Origin of the sequence: Streptomyces sp. NPDC102441, from assembly GCF_044765585.1 — a bacterium.
GTDB lineage: Bacteria > Actinomycetota > Actinomycetes > Streptomycetales > Streptomycetaceae > Streptomyces.
On record NZ_JBIWKH010000004.1, the window covers coordinates 19,628 to 44,380 of the forward strand.

Genomic DNA, 24,753 nt, shown 5'->3' on the forward strand with positions numbered 1-24,753 from the left:
CACCGGGGACATGCTGCAGCAGCTGCTGGAGACCGACGCCGGGGCGGATCTGAGGGAGGGGCACTGGCTGAGCCTGCTGGGCGGTGACGGCGCTCTCCTTGGTGCACTGCACGAGCACACCGGCTCTCCGACCGCCCGCGCTCTGCTCCAGTCTTCGCCCCTGCTGGGGGAGGCCCTGAGACGGCAGGGATTCGCTCAGCGGTGGAAGGGCGACCCGGTGTCGTTCGACGCCAAAGCCACCTCCGCCCCAGCAATACCTTCTGCGGCGGAACCGAGCGCGGCGGCCGATGAGCTGCACCCGCAGACCAAGACGGCTCTGCTGGAAATGATCCAGGCGACCGGCGAGGAGCGGCTCAACCTGAACGGGCTACAGCTGGACATGGCGCTGGCCCCGACCGTCCGCGCCCTCCTTTCGAACCCGCCCCGCCCCGAATTGGTGGAGGAGGAGCTGGAGAAGATAGGGCGGGAGAGCCTGGCTCCGGAACTGCACCTTCTGCGTGATGCGCTGGGAGACAGGAACAACTCCGAACTGAAGCGCGTGGTGAGCGAGGACGCGTTCTTCGCGCAGGCTTACTTCTTCACGTCTGATATGGCCGAGGCGCTGAGGGAACGTCCTTCCCTGATCGGGTTCTTCGAGCAGCATCCTTGGGAGCTGCGCCAGGTCGTCGAAGACAAGCACCTGGCCGGGGTGCTGAGAACAAGCCAAGAGACGTTTCTGGCATACACCCGGAACTACGAACAATTGCGGGATTTGTTCGTACCCGACGGTGCAATCAGTAGGGCGCTGCACCACAACCGCGCATTCATCGACGTCTATAAACATTCGCTGTACATCGACCTGTTTACGCCGCCGCCGCTGAAGGACCTGCTGGAACTCAGCCCGGAGGCGGCAGAGGCGTTGGCTGTCCGCCCCGGTCTCAGGCGGTCGTTGCTTGGCGTTGGGGGCAAGGAACTCGTGGACAGGCTGCACGCGCTGCACGAGGGTGGTCGGCCGGATGTGGTGGCCGCACTGTTGGCCACGCCGGGCCGGGTGGAGGCAGCCGTTGGGGATCTTCGTCTGGTCCAGCCTCTGGAGGGGACCATGGGGCTGGCTGAGGAACTGGCGGCGCACCCGGAGACCGCCGCGGACTCCGAGACCTTCCGCGCTCTGCTCTCCCGGTCCGAGCTGCTGCGCGAATTCTCCCGCCCTGAGCACCGGCAGGCCCTCGGCGTGGTGATCGGTTCTCCCCGAGTTCTGAAGGTCGCGCTCGACGCGTCGGAACTGGTGCCGGCCATCGCCGCGGCGCCTGAGGCACTGCTGGGCAGGCTGCTCGACGACACCGTTCTGGGACTGATCGCAGACGATGAGAAGGTGGCGACTCATCTGGCGGACGTCCCCGTTCTGAGGGATGCGTTGCTGATGGTGCCCGGGCTGCCGGAGGCACTGCTCAAGGACAGTGCCCTCATTGGTCCGTTGCTGGACGAACCGATGCTGGCGAGAGGCCTGCTCTCGCAGCGAGCGCTGGTCCACGAGATGGCCGGTGGCACTCCGGTATGGCGGGTGCTGTTGCGCAACCCTGCACTCGCACCGCAGGCCACTGGCTCCGTGAAGAGGCTGCTGAGGAAAAGCCCGAACATTGCCGGAGATCTGGCCGCCCATGATCTTGAGCTAGACGACGTCTCGGCCGCCCTGTTGCGGAGAGCTCTCCTGAGCCCGGGACTCGCGCCGTTCCTGGAAGCCCGCCAAGGCTTGCGCACGCTGTTTTTCACTAGGCCCGCACTGCAGGAACTAGCCGTCAAGACACGGAACTTCGGGCATCTGATCGACAGCCTGACCAAGGACCCGAACCGCTTCGTCGCAACCCTGTCGCCGAAACAGGCCGACGCACTCATCGATGAGCTGGAGCTGGCGGCAGCACCGGCCGGGGCGAGATCTGGTCGGCAGCAGTCGGTCGGAACCACGCCGGGCACCGCGGGCGGGGCGTCGGACCCAGGGCACCTGGACGGTGAGGGCAGTGGCCGTGCCGAATCGGGTGAGGTGGCTGCCGTCGACGACCGCGCCGATGTGGTGCGGACCGGCGGCGCGGGGATCTCACCGGAGGTGACGTATCTGCTGGCGGGCCCGCATGGTGACACGGTGGGCGCCGCTCTGCTGGACAGTCCTGAACTGCTCCCTCTGCTGGAAGCGCTGCCGTCCATCGCCGACGAACTGGCCGAACACCCTGAAAGGCTCAGCGCCTACCGCTTCCGGGAATTCCTGGACAAGATGGAACCGCCGTTCCAGACCGAAGCTGATTTCGGCCGGGCGTTCAACAATTTCCTGGTGACTCTCGGGTCGGCCCATGAGTCCCTCGCCGACGACAGCTACGCGAAACTGAAGGCGGCCGCATCGCACAGCTGGCGGGAACTCCAGAAGGCGTGGGCCACCAAGACAGCCGACGAGGAAAAGGATCGCATCCGGCGGTTCAAAGAATTCGATCCGCTGGCCGACGGTACCTGGGAGCAGAGTGGCCGCATAAAGTTCGCCGGCGGCCTGAAGCCCCGTGATTTCAGCGACGCGCATGACGTAACCCTGAAGCAGCTCTCCGTCTCCGTTGTCGGCGTGCGGCACAAAAAGCCCAAGGTCAACGTGCCACTGCATGCCCACCTGGGCGACGGCGAAGGCGGAGTTGCTTTCTTCTATGCTCTGGCGGAAGACGGCAAGGTCGATGTGGTGTTCTACGCGGTCGCGTACGGCCGCAGTGACGACAACCGTTACAACTGGGGTAACGGGACCTACACCGCACCGCCCAACCTGGATGACGTGGTTGGTAATGAGCACCTCGTGGAATCCGAGCGGCTCGTCGAAGCCCGGCCCCGTGTGGTCAGGCCGGTCCCCGCCCCCGTACCCCCTGCCCTCGACGGATATCTCCCGGCTCTCAACCGGGCGCGGAGTCTCTCCGAAGCGGTCACCGCCCTGCATGCCGCGCTGAAAGCACCTGTCGGTGCCGCTGGTCTGTCCGAGGAGCGGGCGGCGGGACAGGCCCGGAACATCCTGGCGGCAGACGAGAAACTGCGTGACCTGGGCGTGGACATTTTCGTCCAGGCGTCCGAGATCCTGGACACCCCTGCCGGCGGTCAGGCGGGGTCCCTGCTTTCCGGGGTCCTTGCCGATACTGGTAGTTCACTGGAGCGGCACTGGTCTGATCCGGACGACCGACTGCGTGCGCTGGGCGCGGTCGCCCATGTCCTGAACACCGCGGACGTGCAGGCAGTCGCCGCGAAGTCCGCCGCGGAGGCTGCTGCCGCGCAGGTGGCCGCGGAAGCCGCCACTAGGCGGGTGGCGGTGCAGACCGCCGCCGGGCGGTCTGCGGCGCAGGCTGCCGCAAGGCGTGCCGCGCAGGCTGCCGGACGGGTGGCCGCGCAGGTCGAGGCCGCCCGGGTCGCTTCCGCGCAAGCCGTCGCACGGGTTGCCCACCAGGTCGCCGTACAAGCGGCCGGGGCCGTCGTCTCCGGCGGGAACACGCGGGGGCCGGCTGTGGCGCCTGCGGTGGAGGACGGGAGCGGGGAGGACTGGGACGCTCTGCGTGAGGAGGTACTGCTGGTCTTGAGGGCGGAACTGAAGTCCACTGTGGTGCCTGATATGTCGGAGGTGCAGGAGCGGTACAGAACGCTGCTGCCTGTTTGGGAGCAGCGGCAGACACTCCTCGGGGAGCATGGTGAGCAGATCGCGCGACGCATCCTTGGGGAGCAGATCGCGCGCAGCATACTTTTCGACGCCACTGCAGATGCCTTCGCTTTTGCGGTCGAGAACGAGGACGGGAGTGGGCAGGACTGGGATCGTGCTGTGTACAGCGACGTAGTCCTGGCGTTGGCGAACGACCTGAAGCGGCCTGGTGTGAAGCCCGAGAGGTCGGTGGTGGCGCGGTGGCATTCTGTGCTGCGGCCTACCTGGGAGGAAAACACCAGTACCAAGGAGCGTGCTGCGCAGATCGCGCACTGCATCGTGGGGCTTCCCACCAAGGTGCGGGGCCTGGGCGGGGCACCAGGCGCCGGGGCATCCCGGAGGAATCCTGCCCAGCGCGGTGGCCTGGACAGCCGCGCCCGGGAGGCCGTCGACGCTGCCATCGTCGCGCTGGCGCCGAACATATCGGAGGAGGAACGCAGCGTCATTCGAGAGGTTTCGAAGGAGGTGTTCAGTCTCCCGGGCGGCGATGTGCCCTGGGGCGAGGACACGCGTGTCGAGGACCTCCTCTATGTGATGGGCTCCACGGAGACGGACACACCCGAAGCGATGGCACTGCTGCGCCGGTTGTTGGACTTCCCGAAGGTCCTGAACGCGGCGGCCGTGTACCGGCTTTTCTTTGAAGCGCTCGAGAAGAGCCCGGGGATGGTGGAGGTCCTGGACGAGGCGCACCCGAAGGTCTTTGAAGCGCTCGTGAAGAGCCCGGGGATGGTGGAGGTCCTGGACGAGGCGCACCCGGAGGTTCGGGACGCGGCGGTCCAGGACCGGCTTCTCTTCGAAGCGCTCGTGAAGAGCCCGGGGCTGGTGGGGGCCCTGGCCGGGGCGCCGATGCTGCTCGACGCGATCACCGACCAGGGTCTGCCGAAGGACGCGACAGATGAGGCCACGCTCGCCGTCCTGACCCGGCCCGAGGTCATCGACGCTCTGGAGGAGGAGGAGGAGGGGGTGCTGCGGGAACATTTCCTCGCTACCCCGAATGTACTGAAGCATTTGGACGGCAACCTCGATGTGATGCGGGCCGTGTTCGAGGAGGACGGGGGAGATCTGCGCCTCCTGGTGTCCCGTGTCCCCGCAGTGGGTGCCGCGCTGCTGTCCTTCGGGGACAGCAGCGTGGCAGTGGCCAGGCGATTTGCCTCGGAGGCCGGAGTCATCGGCGCGCTGCTGACCATGTCGTTCCGCCACCCGGAAACCCCGGTGGACTACGAACGGCTGATGGGGGACGCGAATCTGCTGCGAACGCTGCGTCCCCACCCGGATCTGCTGGTGGCGCTGCTGGCCGCGCCCGCACTCTTGGAAGCGGCATGCGACAAAGCCACCGGCAGCGATGTGCTCAAGGCGCTCAATCTCGCGCCGGGGCTTGTTGACGCGTTGGAGGACGCGCCGTGGTTGAGCGAGCGGCTGGCCCGCAAAGTCGATCTGCTGTGGGTGGCCGCAGGAAACCCGGCCGTGGCCACCGTCGTAGGACTCAATCCGCATGCATTCGACGCGTTCGACACGATGAACAACAAGGGCGTCCTGAACGCACTCCTCCAGACCAGGGACCCCTTGGATCCTGGCAGCGCGTCGCGGACCGAGTCGGTCCGGACGCTGACCGAAAAGGAAGAAGAGGAAATAGCCGAGGCCATGCCCTTTGCTCTGGTGATGCGCCTGCGTGACGGGGCCAGTCCGGTGTGGCGGGAATTGCTCAAAGACAAAGAAGTGGTAAGGACGCTGCTGGGGGAGCCCGACCTGCTGCGTCTTCTCGCCCGGCACGCCGACAACCCGGGCAACCCGATCACCCTGCGCCGGCTCCTCGCACCGCAGAACGGGAACCTACGGAAGTTCTTTGTAGAGGGTGTGCCTGCGGACCAGCTCGGTGATCCGGCCGTCCCTGTGCCGAACACGGTGCTTCCCATCGCGCTCCGCCACTACTTGGTCTGGTCATCCTTCCAGCAGGTGGAAGAGGACGACGACGACGAGCGGAACAGGAACCAGCGAGACGTCCTCGGCGCCTTTGTCATGAATCCGAAGAAGGACGACGGGGGGGAGCCGCCGGCGTACCCGTTTCCGGAGATTGCGGGTCTGTCGGAGAACGCTCAGCGGGCGTACCGTTTTTCACACATCGCACGCCTGACGAGCCTGGTTTCCGTGACGGCGACGATGATGCGCGAGATACCGGAATTTTACGAAGTTGTACGCGACGACTCCCGGTTTGTCGCCTCGCTGACGAAGTCCCGAACGGACTTGGCCCAGTTGATCAAGGTGCGGCCGGAGGTGGTGCCGTTGCTGGCGGCCTACGACGGCGCCCTGAGGAAGCTGCTTACCCAGCACTCTCGGATTGCGATCGAGCTGGCCCTGTACCCGGAGTTGCTCTCGCAGGTCATTGAGAACGTGGAGGACACCGAGGGCACGCTGCAGCGGCTACTGGACAGCGGGGCGGATCTGCGGGAGGGGCACTGGCTGAGCCTGCTGCGCGGTGACGGTGCTCTCCTTCGCACACTGCACGAGTACACACGGCACGCGCACATCAAATCTCCGACCGCCGACGCTCTGCTGCAGTCTCCGTCGCTGCTGCGGGAGGCCCTGGGGCGGGAGGGATTCGCTGAGCGGTGGGAGGGCGACCCGGAGTCGTTCGACGCCATAGCCACCTCCGCCTCAGCGGCAACTCCCGCGACGGAGCCGAGCGCGGCGGTCGAGGAGCTGTCCGCGCAGACCGAGGCGGCTCTGCTGGCAGAGATCCGGGCCACCGGCAAGGAGCGGCTCAACCCGAATGGGCTGGAGCTGGACATGACGGCGGCCTCGGTTATCCGCGCTCTTCTGGCGAACCCGCCCGGCTCTGCCTCGACGGAGGATAAGGAGGAGCTGGAGTTTCTAAGGGACATAAGGGAGGACGATTTTGGCTCGGAACTGCTTGAGGCGCTGGAAGGCAACTCCGAACTGAATCGTGTGGTGCGCGAGGACGCGCTCTTCGCGCAGGCTTACTTCTTCAAGCCCCATATGGCCGGGGCGATCGAGGCCCATCCTTCCCTGATCGGGTTCTTCGAGCAGCATCCGTGGGCATTGCGCCACGTCGTGGAAGACGAACACCTCGCCGAGGTACTGGAGACAAGCCAAGAGACGTTCCTGGCGTACACCCGGAACACCGAGGGCTTGCGGGACATGTTCATGCCCGGCAGCAAGATCAGTCGGGCGCTGCACGACAACCCCGCGTTCATCGGCGCCTATCAAGAAGCGCTGTACATCCCGGAATTTACGCCGCCGTCGCTGAGGGTCCTGCTGGAACGCAGCCCGGAGGCGGCTCGGGCGGTTACTGTCAGCCCCGCTATCTTGCGATCGTTGAGCTCCGGTCCCGGGTTGAAACTCGTGAAAAGGCTGCGCGCGCTGCACGATGCCAATAACGATGATGACCGGCCGGATGATGACCGGCCGGATGATGACCGGCCGGATGATGGCCGGCCGGATGATGGCCGGCCGGATGATGGCCGGCCGGATGTGGTGGCCGCGCTGATGGCTACAAAGGGCCGGGTGGAGGCAGCCGTCGAGGATCTTGGTCTGATTGAGCCTCTGGTGAGGAACCGGGGGCTGGCTGAGGAACTGGCCGCGCACCCCGAGACCGCCGCGGACCCCGAGACTTTCCGTGATCTGCTCAGCCACACCCTGCTGCTGGACGAACTCTTCCCCTCTGAGCGCCGGCAGGCCCTCGGCATGGTGATCGGTTCTCCCCGGGTCCTGAAGGCCGCCCTCGTCACGCCGGAACTGGTGCCGACCATCGCCGCGGTGCCTGAGGCACTGCTGGGCAGACTGCTCGGCGACACCGTCCTGGGACTGATCGGGGCCGAGGAGAGACTGGGGGCTCAGCTGGCGGTCGTCCCTGCCCTGAGGGATGCGGTGCTGACGGTGCCCGGGCTGGCGGAGGCACTGCTCGAGAACCGGGCCCTCATTGGTCCGCTGCTGGACGAACCGATGCTGGTGGAAGGTCTGCTCGAACATCGAGCGTTGTTCGACGCGATGACGGCCGATGACTCTCTGGTATGGCGCGCGCTGCTGCGTAATCCGGTCCTCGCACCGCTCGCCAACGGGGCCCTGAGGAGGCTGCTTGGTGACTACCCCGGCATTGCCGTTGAGCTGGCCTCCCGTGATCTCGGGCTCGACGGTGACTCGGCCACCCTGTTGCGGGGAGCTCTCCTGAGCCGGGGACTCGCCCGGTGGCTGGAAGCCCGCCAGGGCTTGCGCACCCTGTTTTTCGATAGCCCCGAACTGCAGGAACTGGCCGTCAATACACGGAACTTCGGTCTCCTGATCGAGGGCCTGGCCACGGATAAAAACCGTTTCGTCGCTCCTCTCTCGCCGAAGCAGGCCGCCGATCTCATTGAAGAACTGGAGTCGCTGCTGGCAGCACCGGCCGGGACGCGAGCGGGTCGGCAGCAGCCGGTCGAAACCGCGCCCGGCACGGCCGGCGGGGCCGCGGACCCGGGACACCCGGACGGTAAGGACAGCGGCCGTACCGGAACGGGCGAGGTGGCCGCCGTCGAAGCCCGCGCCGATGCGGTGTGGACCGGCGCGTGGTTCTCGCCGGAGGTGACGGACCTGCTGGCAGGCCCGAACGGCCGCACCGTGGGCGCCGCTCTGCTCGACAATCCCGAACTGCTCCCCCTGCTGGAAGCGATGCCGTCCATCGCCGACGAGCTGGCCGAACACCCTGAAAGGCTCGACGCCTACCTCTTCCGGGAATTCCTGGAGAGGACGAAGCCGTCGGTCCAGACCGAAGCTGATTTCGGCCGGGAATTCCAGAACTTCCTGGACGTGACTCACGTGTCCTTCGCCGGCGGCGGCTACGCCACAATGAAGGCGGCAGCATCGCACAGCTGGCGGGAACACCAGACAAAATGGGCCGTCGAGGTAGCCGAGGACGAAAAAGCACGCACCGACCGTTTCGCACATTTTAATCCGATCAAGTGGGAATTTTGGGAATACAGCGGCCGGATGTGGTTCGCCGGAGGTGTGACACGCGAAGCCTTCACCGCCAAGGATCAGAAGACCCTGGACACGCTCGCCGGGTCCGCCGCCGGCGTGGCGGAGACGACGCGCACGGTCAACGTGCCACTGCACGCCCATCTGGACGGCGGTACCGGGGGAGTCGCTCTCTTCTACGCCCTGGCAGAAGACGGCCAGGTCGACCTTGTGGTGTACGAGGTAGCCCGCGCACGAAGCAGAGACCGCTACCGCTGGGGTACCAGCGGGTTCTACTCCTCCGCCGCGCCCCCTCTGGTGGGAGTGCTCGCAGACAACGAGCGCCTCAAGGAATCCCAGGCTCTCGTCAAAAACCCCCCCCTTGACGTCAGGCCGACCCCGGCCCCCACAGCCCCTGCCCTCGACGGGTATCGCCCGGCCCTCAACCGTGCGCAAACCCTCTCCGCAGCGGTCACCGCCCTGCATGGCGCACTGGAAGCACCCGCCGGCACCACCGGCCAGTCCGAAGACCAGTCGGCAGAGCGACAGGCCCGAAACCTTCTGGCGGCAGGCGAGAGACTGCGTGACCTGGGCGTGGACGTGTTCGCCCGGGCCTCCGGGACCCTGGACACCACTGCCCGCCAGGCGCAGTCCCTGCTCTCCAAAATCCTCGGCACCGGCAGGTCACTCGACCAGCACTGGCCCGACCCGGACGACCAACTCCGCGCACTGGGAGCGGTCGCCCACGTCCTGAACACCGCCACCGCACAACCCGCCACCGCGGACACCACCGCGCAACCCGCCACCGCGAAGGTGGCCGCGCAACCCGCCACCGCGCGACCCGCCACCGCGCAGCCCGCCGCCGCAGGGGTCACCACGCAACCCGCCCCCGGACGGTCTGCCAAACGGGCTGCCGCAAAACGTGCCGCGACGGCTGCCGGAAAGGTCGCCGCGCAGGTTGAGGCCGCGCAAGCCGCCGCCGCACGGGCCGCTGCCGCGCAAGCCGCCGCCGAACGGGTCGCCGAGCAGGTTGCCGTACAGCTCGCCGCACAAGTCGCCGGCACCGTTGTCTCCGGCGGGAACACGCGGGGGCCGGCTGTGGCGCCTGCGGTTGAGGACGGGAGCGGGAGCCGGGAGGACTGGGACGCCGCTGCTTCTGCGGCCCTGCGGGTCGCGGATGCCCTCCACCTTGACGACGTGCGTCGTGAACACGCCGACGCACTGCGCGCTGCCGCCGACGCGCACCAGGCCGTCAAGATCCTCAGCGAGCGTCCGGAGGATGAGGGGATCGGCTCCGCCGCAATTCAGCGGGCCACAGACCGGGCAGAGGAGGCGTCCACGCAACTGGCGGAGGCCGAGGCGAGGCTGATCGGCCTTGGCGTCAACCCGTACGATCTGGGCCCGCGGCGTGGTTTCGGCAATGCGGGGGAAGTGCCCGTGGTGCAGCGTGGTGATGCCGAGCGGCAGTGGGTCGCACGACATGTGACGGAGGTGGACCTGCCTGACAACCTTCCGAAGCTTGGCGACGGCGTTGCCGCCAACGAGGAGGAGTTGACGTTCATAGGTGCTGAGCTGACGCTCGACCAGCGCGTCGAGGCCCAGTTGAGCGGCCTTCCTGTGAGCGACCTGAAGCAGCCGCTGGACCAGGTACGGCTGCTGATGCAGAAGCTCGATTCCTGGCCCCATGAGCTCGACACCATCGCGGCTGCGGCGTCGCGGCGGCTCTGGCGGTTGGCCTCCGATGAATTCGAGGCCGCGTTCGCGGACAACGACACCGAAATGGCCACGTACGTGGCCTGGGCGTGGGACACGGCCGTCGGCCTGGTGCTGCCGCTGGAGCTGCCCCCCGTGCTCGCGGACTCCCGGTACGCCGGCGAGGAGTACCGCAACGCCGTGAGGCAGGTCGCCGAACGCCTGGCGACGGACGGGGCAGATCCCCGCAGGGTCACAGGCCTCGCTCATCGGCTCCGGCTGGGCCTCGGACTACCGCCCCGAGGGCTGCGCGGCGGCATGGGCGGGGTCCCCGGCGACCCCCGCGCTACCCACCCACAACCCACCACACCAACCCCCAACCCTCAGCCAGTGCACCACCAGCTGATGGTGGACGTATTCGGCAAGGACGTCACGAGCAAGCCCGAGTACGCCAACTGGCACAGGGGCCTGGCCCGCCTTGACCGGCTACGGCAGACCGACCCCGCCCTGCGGGACGGCCCACTCGATCTGGCCGCCCTGGACGCTCTGGCCCGCCGCGTATTCAACCTCGACGCCACCTTCGTTGTGCCCGGTAGACAGCGCGTCGAAATGGTCGTGACCGCCCAGAGCAGCAAGGTGGACTCCAAGAGCCTGGCCGCCTTCGCCGCGTACCATCTCGCCCACCACCATGGGGTGCTGTCCGACGCCTTTGGCTTCCCCGACGGTCGTCCGGGCCGCGGCCGCAACTGGTCGGGGGCTCCGGTCCCGAACCTGGACCTGACGGTCGCCGGGCTGGCACCCCGCGACAGGAACCGCAAGCTGACGTTCGGCCCGGTGAGCAAGGCCTCCTGGCACCAGCCCGGGGATCCGGAGCCTTATGTGGTGGTAGCGGAGGGCGCTCACGACCATGTCATGGTGCTCGGCCGCCGGATTCCCATTGATGTATTCGCCGAGCTGATGGCCCTCGATCCGGCGCTGAACGCGCTCCCCCCGGAAGTAAAATTGCTGCTGGTCATTTCCGGTGCGGGCGCCGGGGACCCGAAGCTGCCGCGCAATGTGGCGGACCGGATCAACCGGGAGACCTGGTCGGCCATCGGGCCCCTACACCTGCACCAGCAGGGGGACCCGTCCCTGCCGCACGCCATCTACCTGGCAACCCGTGCGTCCATACGCCAGGGCTGGCTCCGTTCTCGCCCCGGCCAGACAGTGCCCCCCGCGGCGCACGAGAACGCCCCGGCCGAGTTGCTGAGCAGCACCCTCCTCGACGACGAAAACAACTCGAGCGGTAGAGAGTATCTCCCCCTCATGCAGGACAGGTTGATGGCCAAAAACCTTCGGAACGCGGCAAAGTCGAGGACACTCTGGCATGTCAACCCCGTCACCGGAGAACATTTCAGGGACCCCACGCCCGTTTCGTGGCCCGAGCTGATGCTGTACGTCTTCGGCGCCCATGGCCGGCCGATGAGGACGCTTCTGCCGACGAAGGACAACCCGGAGAATTTCGTCGTCGGGGAAGAAATACGCCCAATACTCCGGCAGCGCCCGAGCCTTGAGAACCTCCACGAGAGCGGCGAGGAGCTGCTTGCGTCGTGCTACAGCGGCGCCCGTGAGGGCATCACTCTCATTCTTGGTCCAAACCACGTCCCCTCAGCTTTCGTCCCGGACCCGCTGGCGACGAGGAGTCAATTGCAGCATGCGGCCAACGCGACCGGCCGCCGGGCTCATGGGTTCACCAGATCTATCGGGGTCTTCTGGTCGCCGGACGGCGAATGGGCATTCCGGATGTTTACCGATGCGCGCGGGCAGCGTGGCAGGACAGTGGTGAACCGGCCTGAGCCCATCGGTGACACGCTCGACCAGCGCGCCAGAGAAGCCGGCCTGCACACAGGCCCCGGTAAAGCCTCGGCCGCAACCCACGTCCGTGTGTTGCGGCTGATCGAAGCCCTAGGCCTCACCTTCGGGCCGGACATTGAGGACGACAGTCAGTACAAAAAAACGCTGTTGCCCGGTATCGGTGCGCTCGAAATGATGCGGGCCGTTGATCCACTGCTGAACCGCTTCGGGCCTTTCACTCTGGACCTGTTCGAGCGCGCGGCCCGCGCACACCACAAGTTGCAGGACGGGGAGCTGAGCCCCGACGCCTACCGTGGCCTGCTGGTCAGCGCAGCCGCAGCCGCCAAGAACCAGCCAGATATCGCCCTGACGGACTTCCTCTCCCTGCCTCAGATCGTCAAAGCGGCCAAGTCACTGCCTAACACCGCCTCCGGCCTGAAGGCCGAAACTGCCCAGATTCTGCGCCTTACCAAGACGGCAGTGATCGGGGAGCCCGAACATTCGCGGATGTTCTGGGCGACGGTGAAGGCATGTGAATGGGAGGACAGGGTCCCTGACCGGCACACCCGCATCGGCAAGGTCCTCCACTTGGACCAGTCACTCCTGAGCGAATATGACAAGAATGAGCGTTACGACGACCTGCTCGAACTTGTTACCCAGGCCGCCGCAGCCGGACGCGACGTGTACAACCCGACAGCACTGGGCGCTTTCCACCTGGAGACGCGGGGAGCCTTCTCTCCGGAAACCGAGCTGATTCATTTCGGCGATCAGCCGACGGGCCGCAACTGGGCTTGGGAAAATGCCGTGGGGAGCCCAAATCTGATCATTTACGAAAGGGTGGCCACCTCGGTACCCGGCGCCGCCTTCATGACCACGGAGACCCCGCCGTGGAGCCTGCTCCAGCAGTACCTCGTGCAATTCGGCGACGAGGATGGAACTGGCCGCCGCCTCATCACCCTGCCCGGAGGCTTCCAGGCTTGGGTGCCGACCGACGAGATCGCTGAGCTGTTGTGGCACGACCCAGTGCGGCAGCTATTTGGCCTGCGCGCCGATATCATCCTGACCGCCAGGAATACGGCGCCGCTGCCACCGGTGGCAGCGCCGAGCGGTGGCACCGTGCACACCGACCCGCGAGCTGACATCAGCGCGGGGACCGGTCACACGGTGTGGGGCTCACAAGACGGCGCATCCCTGCAGTACTACGCGCCGATGGGAGGGCACATTCTGCACCTGCCCCCCACCGCCGGTGGAGGGCCTGCGATCGCTGGCTGGGCGGCCGTAAGCCCGCCTAATGCAGGCCCAGTCGTCATTGACCTGGGGCCCGACCCTGACTCCACCCTTGCCCCCCAGACCAACTCCACCTCGAATACGGCTCCGGTTCTGAGCTTGGACGCCACGAGCGTCACGCGGGACGGAGTTGCCGAGCCCCTGACCGTGCGGGAGTCGGAGGAGGGGGAGAGCGCGGCCGACCTCGGCCAGGACCTGGGTGGCGCTGCCGCCATCCAGGCCGCATCGGCATTCACGACCGGCACGGTGGCCGGGCCGGAGTCCGCGCCCGGGGGCCGGGCCGCAGCCGCTTCGACATCGGAGCCGGACCCGGACCTTATTTCCTTCGTCTCGGCTCCTGACTCCGTTTCTGAGCCCGCTTCTGAGGTTGAGGTGGATGAGGACCGGAGTGGGGAGGGCTGGGATCCCGCTCTGCGTGACGAGGTACGCCGGGCCTTGAAGTGGGAACTGGGGCAGCTCGACAAGTGGCCGGAGCCGTCCGAGGTGGCGAAGTTCCATGCTGAGCTGCGCCCCTCGTGGGGCCAGCACGTCATTCTTCGGGAGCGTGGCGCACAGATCGCGCGCCGCATCATGGGCCTTCCTGCCAAGGTGCGGGGCCGGGGCGGGGCACCAGGCGCCGGGGCACCCCGGAGGGATGCTGCCGGGGGCGGTGGCCTGGACAGTCGCGCCGGGCAGGCCCTCGAGGATGCGGTCGCGATCGTCGCTCAGCACCGGTCGGAGGAGCAGCGCGAGGCCATTCGATGGCATTTGCAGGCGGTGCTCAGTCTCCCGGGCGGCAAGGTGCCCTGGGGCGAGGACCAGCGTGTCGTTGACCTCTTCAATCTCATGCGCGTCATACCCGCGAGAACAGCCGAGGGGCGGGCACTGCTGCGCCGGATGTTGGACTTCCCGCGGGTTTTGCAGGTGGCGGCCATGCACCTGCCTTTCTTTGCAGCGCTCGAGAAGAGCCCGGGGCTGGTGGAGCTCATGGCCGAGGCGCCGATGCTGCTTGACTCGATCACGGCAAGGGGTCTGCCCAGGGAAGCGACAGATGAGGCCACGCTCGCCGTCCTGGCCCGGCCCGAGGTCATCAAGGCGCTGGAGAACAAGGAGGAGGTGCTGCGGAACGGGTTCCTCCGTACCCCGAACGTGCTGCGGAATTTGGACGGCCACCCCGATGTGATGCGGGCCGTGTTCGAGGAGAACGGGGGGGATCTGCACTACCTGGTGTCCCGTGTCCCCGCAGTGGGCGCCGCGCTGCTGTCCTTCAAGGACCAGGGCCCGGAGGCGGCGGCGGTCAGGCGAATCGCCTCGGAAGCCGGACTCATCGGCGCGCTGCTGACCATGTCGTTCCGCCACCCGGAAATTTCGGTGGACTACGAACCGCTGCTGCGGGACGAGGAACTGCTGCGGGTGCTGCGTCCCCATTCGGATCTGCTGGTGGCGCTGCTGGCCGCGCCCGTGCTCTGGGATGCGGCGCGCGATGAGGTCATCGGCAGCCGTGTGATCGAGGTGCTCAATGAGGCGCCGGAGCTTGTTGACGCGTTGGAGGACGCGCCGTGGTTGAGCGAGCGGCTGGCCCGCGACATCCGGCTGACCGGGAACGTCGACTTGCTGTCCGCGGCCGCAGGAAACCGGGCCGTGGCCACCGTCGTCGGACTCAATCCGCATGCCTTTGACAAGTTCAACGCGATGGTCGACGACACGGAGTTCCTGGCGGAGCTCCGCCGGACCGAGGATCCCTTGGCCTCCGAGAGAGCGCCGCGGCCTGAGACGGTCCTGCCGCTTACCGAAGAGAGAATGCGCGAATTTTACGTCAAGCCGGATAGGGCCGCACCCTCACGCATGGTGAAGTACCTTCGCGAGGCCAGTCCGGTGTGGCAGATCTTGACCCAAGACCGAGAATTGGTCACGACGCTGATGAGCGAGCCCGACCTGCTGCGTCTCCTCACCCAGCACGCCCACCATCCGGGCAACCCGATCACCCTGCGCCGGCTCCTCGCACCGCAGAACGGGAACCTACGGAAGGTCTTTGTAGAGGGGGTGCCTGCGGACCAGCCCGGTGATGCGGCCGTCCCTGTGCCGAGCACGGTGCTTCCCATCGCGCTCCGCCACTACTTGATCTGGTCGAGCTTCCAGCAGGTGGACGACGCCGGGAACCTGGGCGAGCGAAAAAGCCTCGGCGCCTTTGTCATGACTCCGAAGAAGGACGATGCGAGAGAGCCGGAGGCGTACCAGTTTCCGGCGATTGCGGGCCTGTCGGAGAACGCTCGGCGGGCGTACCGCTTTTCGCACATCGCACGCCTGTCGACCCTGGTTTCCCAGACGTCGGCGATGATGCGCGAGGCGCCGGAGATCTACGAGTTCGTACGCGACGACCCCCGGTTTGTCTGCTCGATGACGAAGTCCGGCAGCACCCTCCTCAAACTGGTCCGAACGCAGCGTGCTGTGATGCCGGTGCTGGCGGGCTACGACGGCGCCCTGAGGAAGCTGCTCACCAAGCACCCTCGGCTTGAAAAAGAGCTCATCCTCCATCGGGAGCTGCGCTCGCAGGTCATCAAGAACGTGAAGGACACCAAGGACACGCTGCAGCGGCTACTGGACAGCGGGGCGGATCTGCGGGAGGGACACTGGCTGAGCCTGCTGCGCGGTGACGGCACTCTCCTTCGCACACTGCACGAGCACACACGGCACGCGCACATCAAATCTCCGACCGCCGACGCTCTGCTGCAGTCTCCGTCGCTGCTGCGGGAGGCCCTGGGGCGGCAGGGATTCGCTGAGCGGTGGGAGGGCGACCCGGAGTCGTTCGACGCCATAGCCACCTCCGCCTCAGCGGCAACTCCCGCGACGGAACCGAGCGCGGCGGTCGAGGAGCTGTCCGCGCAGACCGAGGCGGCTCTGCTGGCAGAGATCCGGGCCACCGGCAAGGAGCGGCTCAACCCGAATGGGCTGGAGCTGGACATGACGGCGGCCTCGGTTGTCCGCGCTCTTCTGGCGAACCCGCCCGGCTCTGCCTCGACGGAGGATAAGGAGGAGCTGAAGTTTCTAAGGGACATAAGGGAGGACGATTTTGGCTCGGAACTGCTTGAGGCGCTGAAAGGCAACTCCGAACTGAATCGTGTGGTGCGCGAGGACGCGCTCTTCGCGCAGGCTTACTTCTTCACGCGCAATATGGCCGGGGCGCTCAAGGAACATCCCTCCCTGATCGGGTTCTTCGAGCAGCATCCGTGGGCGCTGCGCCAGGTCGTCGACGACAAGTACCTCGCCGGGGTACTGATGACAAGCCAACAGACATTGCTGGCGTACACGCAGAACACCGAAAACTTGCGGGGCATGTTCATTCCCAACGGCGAGCTCAGTCGGGCGCTGCACGACAACCCCGCGTTTATCGGCGCCTATCGGCAGGAGCTGTTCGACGAGGCACGAGTACCGAAGCTGCTGAGACTTCTACTGCTGCACGGCTCGGAGGCGGCTCGGGCGGTTACTGTCAGCCCCGCCATCGCGTCGTTGTTGATCTCCGATCCGGGTCGGGCACTCGTGAGCAGGCTGCACGAGCTGTACAGGGCTCGCCGGCCGGAAGTGGTGGCCGCGCTGATGGCCACGCCGGGCCGGGTGGAGGCAGCCATCGCGGAACTTGGTCTGATTGAGCCTCTGGTGAGGAACCGGGGGCTGGCGGAGGAACTGGCCGCGCACCCCGAGACCGCCGCGGACCCCGTGACCTTCCGTGCTCTGCTCACCAACACCAAGCTGCTGGGCGAACTCTCCCCCCCTGAGCGCCGACAGGCCCTCGGCGTGGTGATCGGTTCTCCCCGGGTCCTGAAGGCCGCCCTCGCCACGCCGGAACTGGTGCCGGTCATCGCCGCGGTGTCTGAGGCACTGCTGGGCAGACTGCTCGACGACACCGTCCTTGGACTGATCGGAGCCAATGAGAAACTGGCGGCCAAGCTGGCGGGCGACCCCGCTCTGAGGGATGCGGTGCTGACGGTGCCCGGGCTGGCGGAGGCACTGCTCAAGGACTTGAGCCGCATTGGTCCGCTGTTGGCCGAACCGTTGCTGGTGCAGGGCCTGCTCGCACAGCGAGTGCTGGTCGACGAGATGGCCGGTGGCACTCTGGTATGGCAGGCGCTGCTGCGCAATCCTGCACTCGCACCGCACGCCACCGGCTTCCTGCAGAGGCTGCTGGGCAATAGCGAAAACATTGCCGGAGAACTGGCGAACCGTGATCTCAAGCTCAACGATGTCTCGGCTGCCCGGCTGCGGGGAGCTCTCCTGAGCCCGGGACTCTCCCAGTTCCTGGAAACCCGCCAAGGCTTGCGCACGCTCTTCCTGTACGACTCAGCACTGCAGGAACTGGCCACCGAGACACGGAACTTCAGTCGTCTGATCGACGACCTGACCAAGGACGAGAACCGTTTCGTCGCTCCCCTCTCGCCGGAACAGGCCGCCGTACCCGCCGCCGCACTCATCAAGGAACTGGAGTCGCTGCTGGCAGCACCGGCCGGGACGCGATCCGGTCGGCGGCAGCCGGTCGAAACCACGCCCGCCGCCGTCGGTGGGGCCGCGGATCCGGGACATCCGGACGGTAAGGGCAGTGGCCGTACCGAAACGGGCGAGGTGGCCGCCGTCGAAGCCCGCGCCGATGCGGTGTGGGCCAGCGGCGCGTGGTTCTCGCCGGAGGTGACGTACCTGCTGGCGGGCCCGAACGGTGACACGGTGGGCGCCGCTATGTTCGACAATCCCGAGCTGCTTCCCCTGCTGGAAGCGATGCCGTCCATCGCCGACGAGCTGGCCGAACACCCCGGAAGGCTTCGCGACTACCTCTTCCGGGAATTCCTGGAGAAGACGAAGCCGTCGGTCCTCACCGAAGCTGATTTCAGCCGGGAATTCCAGAACTTCCTGGACGTGACTCACGTGGCCTTCGCCGGCGACGGCTACGCCACAATGAAGGCGGCAGCATCGCACAGTTGGCGGGAACACCAGACGGAATGGGCCGTCAAGAAAGCCGACGCGGAAAAGGCACGCGCCGAGCGTTTCAGACTCTTCAAGCTGAACGAGCCGGAATATTGGAAACACAGCGGCCGGATGTGGTTCGCCGGAGGCGTGACGCGCGAGAGTTTCACCGCCAAGGATCAGGAGACCCTGGACACGCTCGCCTGGTCCGTCGTTGGCGTGCGCGAGAAGCCGGCCACGGCCAACTGGCCACTGCACGCCCATCTGGGCGGCGGCACCGGGGGAGTCGCTCTCTTCTACACCCTGGCGGAAGACGGCCAGGTCGACGCTGTGGTGTACGAGGTATCCCGCGCACGAAACAGTAAGAACGAATACCGCTGGGGTACCAGCGGGTCCTACACCGCCGGCGCGCCCCCGCTGGTGGGAGTGGTTGCAGACAGCAAGCACCTCAAGGAATCCCTGCTGCTCGTCAAGAACCCCCCCCTTCACGTGAGGCCGACTCCCGCCCCCACACCCCCTGCCCTGAGCGGATACCACCCGGCCCTCAACCGCGCGCAAAGCCTTTCCACAGCGGTCACCGCCCTGCATGGCGCACTGGAAGCACCCGCCGGTACCACCGACCAGTCAGAAGACCAGTCGGCACAACTACAGGCCACAAACCTCCTGGCGGCAGGCGAGAAACTGCGTGACCTGGGCGTGGACGTGTTCGCCCGGGCCTCCGAGATCCTGGACACCACTGCCCGCCGGGCACAGTCCCTGCTCTCCAAGGCCCTTACCGATACCGGCAGCTCACTCGACCAGCACTGGCCCGACCCGGACGACCAACTCCGCGCACTGGGAGCGGTCGCCCACGTCCTGAACACCGCCGAAGCACAAGCCGCCACCGCAAAGGCCACCGCGCAGGCCGCCGCCGCACAGGTTGCCGCGGAAGCCGCCACCAAGCAGGTGGACGTACGAGCCGCCGCCGGACGGCCTGCCCAACTGGCTGCCGCAAAACGTGCCGTGACGGCTGCCAAAACGGTCGCCGAGGAGGTTGCGGCCGCACGGGTCGCTGCCGCGCTAGCCGCCGAGCAGGTCGCCGAGCAGGTTGCCGTTCAGCTTGCCTCACAAGTCGCCGGCACTGTTGTCTCCGGCGGGCACACGCGGGGGCCGGCTGTGGCGCCTGCGGTTGAGGACGGGAGCGGGAGCGGGCAGGACTGGGACGCTCTGCGTGAAGAGGTGCTGCGGGTTTTGAGTGCGGAACTGAAGCGGCCCGATGTGGAGCCTGACATGTCGGAGGTACGGGGGTGCCATGATGCGCTGCGTCTTGTCTGGGAGCTGCGGGATACACCCCTCTCGGAGCGGGGTGAGCAGATCGCGCGCCGCATCCTTTTCGACGCCACTGCAACTGCCTTCGACGAGGACAGGGACTGGAGTAAGAAGGAACGCGGTGTGTACAGCGGGGTACACCGGGTCTTGAAGAAGCTGAGCCCGTCCGAAGCGGAGCCCGAGAGGTCGGTGGTGGCGCGGTGGCATGCCGTGCTGCTACCTGCCTGGCAGGCAAGCAGAAGCCCCGTTATCAGCAAGACGCGTCATGAACAGATCGCGCACTGCATCCTGGGGCTTCCCACCAAGGTGCGAGGCCGGGGCGGGGCACCAGGTACGGGGACAGCTCCGCGGGACACCTTGACCAGAGCGTTCGACGCGCTGGATGTGCCGGAGGAGGAGCGCAGCACGCTCCGAAGCACGGCGGAGATAGTGCTCAGCGTGGTGCCCCCCCACAAGGAGGTGTCCGTACGGGACCTCGTCGGATTCATGCAGCGCGTGAACCTGAGTGATGGTCCGACCTGGCTGCACCTGCTGGTCAAGTTGCTGGACTTCCCGGGGGTGCTGCACGCGATCGGCTCAGGGTCCACGGGTGTTCAGAGCTTTGTCGTGGCCCTTGACGAGAGTGATGGGCTGATGGAGCTCATGGCCGATGCGCCGAGGCTGCTCGACGTGATCTCGGACGAGGACCTGCCGTGGTCCGCGGTGGCGCTCGCGGGAGCGCCGGAGGACGACGAGCTGGACCTGGCCCCGCTCCAGGATTTCGCCCGGCCCGAGGTCATCAAGGCGCTGGAGAACGAGGACGGGCTGCGAGCGGGGTTCTTCGACGCGCCGCGCGTACTGCACAATCTGGGCGGCGACCTCGAGGTCATGCGGGCCGTATTCGAGGCCGAGGGGACGGCACTGGACAATTTGGTGGACCGGATCCCCGCGGTGGGCGCAGCGATGATGTCCTTCAAGGCCCCGGACCGGGTCTCGGTGGTCAGGCGTTTCGCCCAGGAAGCCGGAGTCATCAGTGCGCTGCTGACCATGTCGTTCCGTTCCCCGGACAGTGTGGTGGACTACGAACTGCTGCTGAGGGACACGAAACTGCTGCGTACGCTGCGTCCGTACGCGCACTTGCTGGTGGCGCTGCTGTCCGCACCCGCGCTCTTGGCTGCGGCGTTGAAAGCAGACAGCGGTGTGTTCGAGACGCTTGACTCCGCGCCGGATCTCGTTGACGCGCTGGAGGACGCGCCGAGGTTGAGCGAACGACTGGCCGGCAACATCGCGTTGCTGTCCGCGGCAGCGGAGAACCCACACGTGGCCACCGTCGTCTCGATCAATCCGCATGCCTTCGACGCGTTCGTCACGTTGGACGGCGACGAGGATCTCCTGTTCGAGCTCCGCGGGACGAAGGACCCTCTGGCCTCCGAGAGCGCGTCGCGGGTCAAGAGGGTCCAGCCGGCCGAGGAGGACGCCGAGGAGAATCTGGCCTACCTCATCGATGCCAGTCCGGTGTGGAAGGCAATGATCGACACAGAAGAAGCGCGCGAAACGCTGTTGCGAGAGCCGGATCTGCTGCGCGCCTTCGTCCGGCACGCGCACGACCCGGGCAACCCGATCACCCTGCGCCGCCTCCTCGCACCGCACAACGCGCAGCTGCGGGGGGCCTTCCTGTCCGGTGCCCTGTCGAGCACGGTGCTTCCCGTCGCGCTGCGCCATTTCGCTGTGGGGGCGCACTTCTTGGATGACGAGATCCAGGGTGTGCAAGCGGAATTCCGTGAAGCCATAGAAACCTTTCTCTCGGCGACAGCGGAGGAAGCCCGGCCGACGCACCAGTTTCCGGCCATCACACACCTGCCCAGGATCGCTCGGACGGCGTACCGGTATCCCGAGATCGCACGTCTGGCGCCCTTGCCCTCCTTGAAGCAGCGGTTGTTCGGCGCGGACCCGGAACGCTACGACGTCATTCGGGGCGACTCCCGTTTCGTCAGCTCGCTGCTGAAGTCCAGCAGCCGGTTGGCCGACCTGATCGGCAAGCGGCCGGATGTGATGCCGGTGCTGTTGGCCGGGGACGGCGTCTTGCGGAAGCTGCTCACCGCACACCCCATGCTCGAACGTACGCTCCTCGACAAACCGGACACTCTCGCGATGGTCATCAGCCACGTGCAGGAGATGGCGGGCACGCTGCGACGCGTTGTGGACACCGGGGTGGATTTGCAGGCGGGCCACTGGTTGAGTCTGTTGCACGGTGAAGGCCAGCTGCTGCACACGCTGCACGAGCGGGTCGACTCCCCAACGGCTAAGGCTCTGCTGGCAAGTCCCGATCTGCTGCGGGAGGCCGTGAGCCGGCCGGGCCTCGTGGAGCGGTGGAAGGCCGACCCGGAGTCGTTCGACGCCAGGTTCCCTTCCGCCACGACCGGTTCGGGGGCGGGGCCGAGTACACAGGCCGATGAGTCGGGCCGGCAGAAGAAGAACAATGCGGCCAAGAAGGCCCGTGCAGCCCGGACGCGAGTCATTGACGCGCTCCTGGAGGAGACCCGTAGCACTGACGAGGAGGTGCTCAGCTCCGATGGGCTGGCGTTGGACATGCAACGGGTCTCGACCGTCCGCCATCTCTTGTCGGACGTGCCCGACGAACGACTGGCGTCGGTGCTTGAGGCGGAGCACCCCGGAGACGAGAAGGCGGACCTGCGCAGTCGTCTGCTGAACCTGCGCGCGGCGCTGGAGCTGGAACAGAATTCCGAACTTAAGCGTGTGGTAGCCAAGGACGCCTTCTTCGCGCAGGGTTACTTCTTCACCCCCGAGATGGCCGAGGCGCTCGCCCACCGTTCTTCCCTGATCGGGTTCCTCGAGCAGAACCCGTCAGCCTTGTGGCAAGTCGTCAACGATGAGCACCTCGCCGCGGTGCTGAAGAAAAGCGACCAGACGTTCCTGGCGTTTACCCGTAACCAAGGCGGACTGCGGGACGTGTTCACTCCCGGCAGCGGGTTCAGCCGGGCACTGCATGACAACCCCGAATTCATCGGCGCCTATCGCCTGCTCGGCAGGTTCCTGTATCAGGAGGTTGACAGGCCGGAGCTGAGCGAACTGCTGGAACTCAGCCCGGAGTTGGCTCGGATGGCAAGTCGCGACTCCGAAACCTTCATTGACATGATCTGGCTTAGCCCCATAGCCGTGAGCTTGCTGCACGAATTGCTCACAGCCGGGCCGGACCTGCTGGCTGCGCTGACGGCCGCACCGGGACGGTTGGAGGCGGTCATGGCGAATTCCGGCCTGATCATGCCCTTGGGACTCACCGAGGGGCTGGCGGAAGAACTGGCCACGCATCCCCGGACCGCTGCGGACGCGAAGACCTTCGCGGAGCTGCTCAACCATTCGGGCCTGCAGGAACTACTCTCCGAGCACCGGGGGGCCCTCGGCACCGTGATCGGTTCCCCCGACGTCCTGAAGACCGCCCTCCTCGTGCCGGAACTGGTGCGGGTCATCGCCGCAGTGTCCACGGTGTCGGACACAGTGTCGGAGGCGGCGTCGGAGGCAATGCTCAGCCGACTGCACGACCGGGACGTCCTGAAACTGCTCGGAACCGGTGAGCGACTGACCGGTGAGCGACTGACGTCCAGGGTCGCGGTCGACCCCGCCCTGCGGGAGGCGGTACTGATGGTGCCTGGGCTGCCGGAGGCACTGCTCGGAGACCCGGACCTCGTCGATCAGGTGCTGGACCAACCGTTGCTGGTGCAGGGCCTGCTTTCGCACGGTGTGCTGGTCGCCGAGCTGGCCGGCAGAACTCCGGTGTGGAGCGCACTGGTGGGCAATCCGGCACTCGCGCCGCTCACCAGCGGCCGTCTGGTGAGGCTGCTGCGTAATGGCCCGCACATCGCTGAAGAGCTGGCCACCCGTGATCTCAAGCTCGATGACGTCTCGGCGGCCCGGCTGCGGGGCACCCTCTTGAGCCGGGGACTCTCCCGGGTCATGGAGGACCGCCCGGACTTGTGCACACTGTTGCTGACGAGCCCTGAACTACAGCGACTCGCCGTCGACAGCCGGGACTTCGGTTTCACGATCGCAGGTCTGGCCAAGGACAGGCGTTTCGCCGCTCCCCTCTCGCCGGAACAGATCGCCGAGTTCACCCGCGAACTACAGGGGCTCGTGGCACCGAAGCCCCTGACGCGCCCCGCCGGACGGCAGTCGTCCGGCGCCATCGACAAGGCTACGGATCCAGGCCACGAAGAGAGGACGGACAGCGGCCGTCCCGGTGCCGAAGAGGTAGCCGCTGCGGATGCGGTGCAGATGGTTGGCGCGTGGATGTCGCCGGAGGTGACGGACCTGCTGGCGGGCCCGCACGGTGACGCGGTGGGTTCCGCGATGCTCAACAATCCCGAACTGCTCCCCCTGCTGGAAGCGATGCCGTCCATCGCTGACCTGCTGGCCGAAGACCTGGCCGAACACCCTGAAAAGCTCAAGAACTACCTCTTCCGGGAATACTTGATCAAGAAGGACCCGCGGGTCCAGAACCAGGAGGATTTCGACCGGGCATTCCATAACTTCCTGGAGCTGAACCATGTGGCCGCAGGTGACGGCTACGCCAAACTCAAGGCAGCCGCATCGCACAGTTGGCTGGAACGTCAGCAGGCGTGGGCCCAAAAGGCGGCCGAGGAGGAGGGGGCGCGCATCGAGCTGTTCACGCGGTTCGGCGCGCAAAAGCCCAGCACCTGGCAGCAAAGCGGCCGAATACAGTACGCCGGGGGTCTGGCACCCAAGGACGTCAGCGACACGCAGGACGAGGCCCTGCAGAAGCTCTCCAAGTCCTTCGACGGGCTGCGCGGAGGCCCCCCCAGGATCAACGTGCCGCGGCACGCCCACGCGGGGGGTGGCGACGGAGGAGTCGCCGTCTTCTACGCCCTGATGGAAGACGGCCAGGTCGATGTGGTGGTGTACGCGGTCGCCGAAAGGCGCGCCGGCAACCTCTACAACTGGGACGGCAAGAAGTACACCGCCCCGCCCAACCTGGAGGGTGTGGCCAGCGACGAGCGACTCGAGGAATCCCGGCGGCTTGTTGCCGATCGCCCCGTCGCGGGCCCCGCCCCCAGGCC

Annotated in this window: 1 protein-coding gene (running past both ends of the window); it reads left to right on the forward strand. The window is 66.8% G+C overall.

This entire window lies inside a single protein-coding gene on the forward strand: locus ACIREO_RS08935, encoding a lonely Cys domain-containing protein (RefSeq protein WP_404106791.1). The 55,191-nt coding sequence extends 19,616 nt beyond the window's left edge and 10,822 nt beyond its right edge, so the window shows coding positions 19,617–44,369, spanning codon 6,539 (partial) through codon 14,790 (partial); the first complete codon in view begins at position 2. The start codon and the stop codon both lie outside this window.